General features: G+C 65.2%; 6 protein-coding genes. 4 read left to right on the top strand and 2 right to left on the bottom strand.

From position 1 onward, the window contains the following. Positions 1 to 229: 229 nt before the first annotated feature. Positions 230 to 736, bottom strand: coding sequence for a MarR family winged helix-turn-helix transcriptional regulator (locus ACXJL8_RS30035; protein WP_456619547.1), 507 nt, complete (start codon positions 734 to 736; stop codon positions 230 to 232). A gap of 83 nt (positions 737 to 819) precedes the next feature. Here ACXJL8_RS30035 and ACXJL8_RS30030 point away from each other — a divergent pair, with 83 nt between their 5' ends. From ACXJL8_RS30030 to ACXJL8_RS30020, 3 genes are all read left to right on the top strand, one after another. After that, positions 820 to 2,040: a cytochrome P450 gene (locus ACXJL8_RS30030; protein ID WP_456686091.1), complete on the top strand. Its 1,221-nt coding sequence runs from the start codon at positions 820 to 822 to the stop codon at positions 2,038 to 2,040. A gap of 12 nt (positions 2,041 to 2,052) precedes the next feature. Then, the gene (locus tag ACXJL8_RS30025) at positions 2,053 to 2,376 is read left to right on the top strand and encodes a 2Fe-2S iron-sulfur cluster-binding protein (RefSeq protein ID WP_456619549.1); all 324 of its coding nucleotides are present in this window, start codon (positions 2,053 to 2,055) and stop codon (positions 2,374 to 2,376) included. A 75-nt stretch (positions 2,377 to 2,451) separates the two neighbouring features. Continuing rightward, positions 2,452 to 3,663 (top strand): ABC transporter substrate-binding protein, encoded by a 1,212-nt coding sequence (locus ACXJL8_RS30020; RefSeq protein WP_456619550.1) that lies wholly within the window; start codon positions 2,452 to 2,454, stop codon positions 3,661 to 3,663. A 139-nt stretch (positions 3,664 to 3,802) separates the two neighbouring features. On the opposite strand, the gene ACXJL8_RS30015 is transcribed toward ACXJL8_RS30020, so the two are convergent. Further along, positions 3,803 to 5,068, bottom strand: a complete 1,266-nt coding sequence (locus ACXJL8_RS30015) for an NAD(P)/FAD-dependent oxidoreductase (RefSeq protein WP_456619551.1) — start codon at positions 5,066 to 5,068, stop codon at positions 3,803 to 3,805. Between the two features lie 303 nt (positions 5,069 to 5,371). Between ACXJL8_RS30015 and ACXJL8_RS30010 the strand changes: the two genes are divergently transcribed. Next, positions 5,372 to 6,544, top strand: a complete 1,173-nt coding sequence (locus ACXJL8_RS30010) for an ABC transporter substrate-binding protein (RefSeq protein WP_456619552.1) — start codon at positions 5,372 to 5,374, stop codon at positions 6,542 to 6,544. Positions 6,545 to 6,584 lie beyond the last annotated feature (40 nt).

The following is a 6,584-nucleotide window of genomic DNA, read 5'->3' as shown; positions in this document are numbered from 1 at the left end:
GAGGGAGTGAGACAGCTCGTACAACAGGCCAGCCATCCTGCCGCATTCTCTCTCGCGATTCTTTTGTTGCCTAAGCAACTAATTTATGCGAACCGTTCCAGACAAGAATGACGGCGGAGGAACCGCTGTGTCTGATCTGGGAGGAAACATGCTCGGCAGGAATGATGCCGCCGGCAAATGCCTGCGCATGCCTGAAAGCGGTCGCACAGCGCGCTCGCCGCGCGTCGTGTCAGCCGTAGCTGCTGTCCGTCACCGCGCCGAGATTTTCGTGCAGCCGGCGCAGCAGATCGATCAGCACCTCGCGCTCGTCCTTGCTGAGGCAGGACAGCAGCCGCCGCTCGCGCTCGAACGCCGCGACGATCACCTTGTCATGGGTGGCGCGTCCTCTCGCCGTCAGCGAGATCGAATGGGTACGGCCGTCGTTCGGGTCGGTGCGGATCGACACCAGCCCGCGCTTCTCGAGGCCGGCCAGCGTCCGGCTCACCGGGCCCTTGTCAAAACCGATGACGTGGCAGATGCGCGAGGCCGGAATGCCGGGCTCGATCGCCAGCAGCGACATGATCCGCCATTCCGTGACGTTGACGCCGAACTGCCGCTGATAGAACGCGGTCGCGCTGTTCGAGAGCTTGTTGGCGATGAAGGTGATGAAGGCCGGAACGTAACGGTCGAGGTCGAGCGTCGGCCCTGCGTCAGCGGGCGCAGGCTTTTGTCTGGATCTGGTCGAGGACGGCGGCATGTCGGGGTTTTGACTCGGGGGCTGCCCGCAGACCTAAGGGCATGCGGTTGCCTTTCACAAGATCAAAATGAGGGAGAACATCAATGAGCGCACCCGGCTCCCCTGTATCCACCGGCGGCACGGCGGTCCCGCATCTCGACGTCGATCCCTTCGCGATGGACTTTTTTGCCGATCCCTATTCCACGCATGAATTGCTGCGGGAGGCCGGGCCGGTCGTCTATCTCGATAAATGGAACGTCTATGGCGTGGCGCGCTATGCCGAGGTCCATGCCGTCCTCAATGATCCCGCGACATTCTGCTCCAGCCGCGGCGTCGGCCTCTCCGACTTCAAGAAGGAGGCGCCGTGGCGGYCGCCGAGCCTGATTCTGGAGGCTGATCCACCCGCGCACACCCGCACCCGCGCCGTACTCTCCAAGGTGTTGTCACCGACAGTGATGAAGCAGGTGCGCGACCGCTTCACGGCGGCGGCGGAGGAGCGGGTCGATGTGCTGCTGGAGAAGCACAGCTTCGACGCAATCACGGACCTCGCGGAAGCCTATCCGCTCTCGATCTTTCCGGACGCGCTCGGCCTGAAGCGCGAAGGCCGCGAGCATCTCATTCCCTATGCGAGTGTCGTGTTCAACGCGTTCGGTCCGCCGAACCAGTTGCGCCAGGACGCGATCGCGCGCTCGGCGCCGCACCAGGCCTATGTCGCCGAGCAGTGCCAGCGCGACAATCTCGCACCCGGCGGCTTTGGCGCCTGCATTCATGCCCAGGTCGACGACGGCGCGATCACCGCAGCCGAGGCGCCGCTGCTGGTGCGCTCGCTGCTGTCGGCCGGGCTCGACACCACCGTCAACGGCATCGGCGCCGCCATCTATTGCCTCGCGCGCTTCCCGGAGCAATGGCAGCGCCTGCGCGACGATCTCTCGCTGGCGCGCAATGCGTTCGAGGAGGCGGTGCGTTTCGAGAGCCCAGTGCAGACCTTCTTCCGCACCACCACGCGCGAGGTCGAGCTCTCCGGCGCGACCATCGGCGAGGGCGAGAAAGTGCTGATGTTCCTCGCCGCCGCCAATCGCGATCCGCGGCGCTGGGACAAGCCGGACAGCTACGACATCACCCGTCGCTCGTCCGGCCATGTCGGTTTCGGCTCCGGCATCCACATGTGCGTCGGCCAGCTCGTCGCGCGCCTCGAAGGCGAGGTGTTGCTGACCGCGCTGGCGCGGCGCATCGCCAGGATCGCGATCACCGGCGAGCCGAAGCGCCGCTTCAACAACACGCTGCGCGGGCTCGACAGCCTGCCGGTCACCATCACCCCGGCCTGACGAGGAGTTTTGATGCCCGCCATCACCTTCATCCATCCCGACGGCAAGTCCGACCGTATCGAGACCAGCGACGGCGAGAGCGCCATGCAGGCCGCGACCCGTCATGGCCTCGACGGCATCCTGGCCGAATGCGGCGGCAACGCCATGTGCGCGACCTGCCATGTCTATGTCGACGAGAGCTGGCTCACGCGGATGCCGGCGATCGCCGACGACGAGGACGCGCTGCTCGACGGCACCGCCACCGAGCGGCTGCCTGCGAGCCGGCTGTCCTGCCAGATCATGATCACGTCCGAGCTCGACGGGCTCGTGCTGAGACTGCCGGAGCGGCAGGTCTAACTTGCCAGGACGTCTGAGTTCTCAAACGTGCCGGCAATGACCGGCACGACAACAAGTCGAACAGGGGAGGGAATCATGAAGCATCTGAAGTGGACGCTCGCGCTGGCCGCGAGCCTCATCAGCGGAGCGGCGAGCGCCGAGATTTCGGACAATGTCGTGCGCGTCGGCGTGCTCAACGACGTTTCCGGCATCTTCCAGGACACCAACGGCATGGGCTCGGTCGAAGCCGCGCGCATGGCGGCGGAGGACTTCAACGGCGGCGGCAAGAACATCAAGGTCGAGATCGTCTATGCCGATCACCAGAACAAGGCCGACGTCGGCAACGCCATCGCGCGCAAATGGCTCGACGTCGAGGGCGTCGATGCCATTGTCGACGTGCCCAATTCGGCCGTCGGCCTCTCCATCAACACGCTGCTGCGCGACAGCCGCATGACCTTCCTGGCGTCCTCGACCGCAAGCTCCGATCTCACCGGCAAGGCCTGCTCGCCCAACACCATCCAGTGGGTCAACGACACCTGGGCCACCGGCAACACCACGGCGGCCGCGATGGTGTCGCGCGGCGGCAAGGACTGGTACTTCCTGACCGTCGATTTCGCCCTCGGCAAGGGCATCGAGGCCGAGGCGCAGAAGTATATCGAGGGGCACGGCGGCAAGGTGCTCGGCTCCAGCAAGCACCCGCTCGGCACCTCCGATTTCGCCTCCTTCCTGTTGCAGGCGCAGGGCTCGAAGGCGCAGGTGATCGGGCTGGCGAACGCCGGCGGCGACACCATCAACGCCGTGAAGCAGGCGGCCGAGTTCGGCATTCAGCAGAACGGCCAAAGGCTCGTCGCCTTCCTGCTCTTCATCAACGACGTCCACGGCATGGGCATCAAGGTCGCGCAGGGCCTCCAGCTCATGGAAGCCTTTTATTGGGACATGAATGACGACACCCGGGCCTTCGCGAAGCGCTTCGCGGCGCGGCCCGGCATGAACGGCAAGATGCCGAGCGGCAACCAGGCCGGCGTCTATGCCTCCACGCTCGCTTATCTCAACGCCGTCGCGGCGACCGGCAGCGACAACGCCAAGGACGCGGTGCCCGAGATGAAGAAGTTCAAGGGCAAGGACAAACTGTTCGGCGACACCGCGATCCGCAAGGACGGCCGCGTCGTGCATCCGATGTACCTGTTCGAGGTGAAGAAGCCGGAGGAGTCGAAATATCCGTACGACTATTACAAGCTGGTCTCGACGATTCCCGCCGATCAGGCGTTCCGCCCGTTGGCGGAGGGCGGGTGTGAGCTGGTGAAGTAGGGGCGGCGAGCGCGGGTCTTCCTTCACCTCTCCCCGCTTGCCGGGTGAGGGGGTACAGGTCCTTCGACCATCTCGCGTGCGGAGAGAGCCCCTCACCCCGACCCTCTCCCCTTAAGAACGGGGAGAGGGAGAAGAAGCATCACCCCACCACCTTGCTGCTGCCCTGCGTGATCAACCGCGCGGCGCGCTGGTCGCGGGCGTAGATCCAGAGCCAGCTCAGCGCGACGCTGAGGCGGTGGCGGAGCCCGATCAGGAAGTAGATGTGGGCGATCCCCCAGATCCACCACGCGATCGTGCCGCGCAGCTTGATGCGGCCGAAATCGATCACCGCGAGGCGCTTGCCGATCTGCGCGAGGCTGCCGGAGTGCTTGTAGCGGAACGCTCCCTTGGTCTCGCCGCGCAGGCGCGCCTTGACGGTCTCGGCGACGTGCCGCCCCTGCTGCTTGGCGGCGGGCGCGATCCCGGGCACCGGCTTGCCTTCCCAGGCACTGATGGTCACGGTGTCGCCGATTGCAAAGATCTCGGGATGGCCGGGGATCGTCAGGTCGTCCGCGACCTGCACACGGCCGGCGTGATCGGCCGGCACGCCCAGCCATTCGGCGGCGGGCGAGGCGCGCACGCCCGCGGCCCAGATCTTGGTCTTCGCGTCCAGGCGCGTGCCGCCATAGACCACGCCGTCGCGGTCGATCTCGGTGACGGGCTGGCCGAGCACGACCTCGACGCCGATCTTCTCCAGCGAGGCCTGTGCATAGGTCGAGAGCTCGTCGGCGAAGCCCGCCAGCACGCGCGGTCCCGCTTCGACCAGCACGACGCGCGCTTTCCGCGTGTCGATGTTGCGGAAATCGCCCGGCAAGGTGTGATGCGCCATCTCTGCGATAGTGCCTGCGAGCTCGACGCCGGTGGGGCCGGCGCCGACGATGACGAAGGTCAGTCGGGCTGCGCGCCGTGCCGGATCGGTCTCGCGCTCGGCGCGCTCGAACGCCACCAGGATGTGACGGCGCAGCGTGGTCGCGTCTTCCAGCGTCTTCAGGCCGGGTGCGAACTGTTCCCATTCGTCGTGGCCGAAATAGGCATGGCGGGCGCCGGTCGCGAGCACGAGCGTGTCGTAGGGCACCTCGCTGCCGTCGTCGATCAGAACGCTGCGCCGCTCGGTGTCGACGCCGCTGACGGTCGCGAACAGCGTCGTCACCTCGGGCCGGTCGTGCATGAGATGGCGGACCGGCCAGGCGATCTCGCTGGTGGCGAGCGAGGCGGTCGCGACCTGGTAAAGCAGTGGCTGGAACAGATGATGGTTGCGGCGATCGATCAGCGTGATCGCGACCGGGCTGCCCGCCAGCCGGTAGGTCGTCTCCAGCCCGCCGAAGCCGGCTCCGACGATAACGACGCGATGCGGTGTCGTGGTCATGATGCGGCCCTCGGGTCCGACGGGTGAAGCTCTCTGGCATTTAAGTGCGGAAAGGGGCGCGCGGTCCAATAGCCGTCATCAATTGAGGAATAGGTGGCTTGCATTGAGGTCCGCGAGAAAGCGCCGCAGCCCTCGTCGAAGTGAGTAGAACTATATTTCTTGCCATTCGCGATTGGGGCGAATTATGGTGCAGGGCAGGCGCCGAGGCCATTGGCGGCTCGACTGATTTTGCGCTCTAAAGAGACCCCCGGGGCGGCGATCACCCCGTTTCCGGGACAAAGAGAATTGAGGAGGGGAGTGGTTATGAGGACAGCATTCTGGCTGGCGGGCGCGGCTGCGCTTGCGCTGGCAAGCCCGGCTTTCGCCGGCGACACCATCAAGATCGGCTTCGTTTCGACCTTCAGCGGCCCGACCGCCGTCATCGGCAACGACATGCGCAACTCGTTCGAGCTGGCGCTGGATCATCTCGGGCGCAAGATGGACGGCAAGCCGGTCGAGGTGATCTACGAGGATGACGGGCAGAAGCCGGATGTCGGCAAGCAGAAGACCGAAAAGCTGGTGCAGTCCGACAAGGTCGACTTCATCGTCGGATACATCTGGTCGAACGTGCTGCTGGCTTCGCTGAAGACCGCGGTCGACTCGCAGACTTTCCTGATCACGGCCAATGCCGGCCCGTCGCAGATCGCCGGCGAACTCTGCTCGCCCTATGTGTTCTCGACCTCCTGGCAGAACGACCAGACGCCGCAGGCCATGGGCCTCTACATGAACCAGAAGGGCGTCAAGAGTGTCTTCCTGATCGGGCCGAACTACGCCGCCGGCAAGGACATGCTCGCGGGCCTGAAGAGCACCTTCAAGGGCGAGATCAAGGGCGAGGAATACACGGTCTGGCCGAGCCAGCTCGACTTCTCCGCCGAGCTCTCCAAGGCCCGCGCCTCCGGTGCCGAGTCGATCTTCGTGTTCTATCCGGGCGCCGCCGGCGTGCAGTTCCTCAATCAATACGCGCAGGCCGGCCTCAAGAGCACGATGCCGCTCTACACGGCCTTCACCGTCGACGAGCTGTCGCTGCCGCTCCAGAAGGAGAACGCGCTCGGGGTTCCCGGCGCGCAGGAATGGGTCAACGATCTCCCCAACGAGCAGAACAAGCGCTTCGTCGCCGACTATCGCAAGAAATACACCAACCTGCGCCCGACCTATTACGGGGCGCAATCCTATGACGCGGCTCAGCTCATCAACAGCGCGGTGGTCGCGGTGAAGGGCGACACCAGCAAGAAGGACGCGATGAAGGCCGAGATGGAGAAGGCCAATTTCAAGTCGCTGCGCGGCGCCTTCAAGTTCGGCAACAACCACATCCCGGTGCAGAGCTTCTATCTCCAGGACGTGGTCAAGGACGCCGAAGGCCAGCTCTCGCTGAAGACGGTCGCCACCATCGTCGAGAACAGCCAGGACCGCTTCCACGACAAATGCGCGATGAAGTGAGCTGATTGCTTCTCCCTCTCCCCGCTTGCGGGGAGAGGGT

The organism is Bradyrhizobium sp. P5_C11_2 (assembly GCF_054049755.1).
Note: the sequence above shows the minus strand (reverse complement) of the source record. Positions and strands in the feature narration are given on the sequence as shown.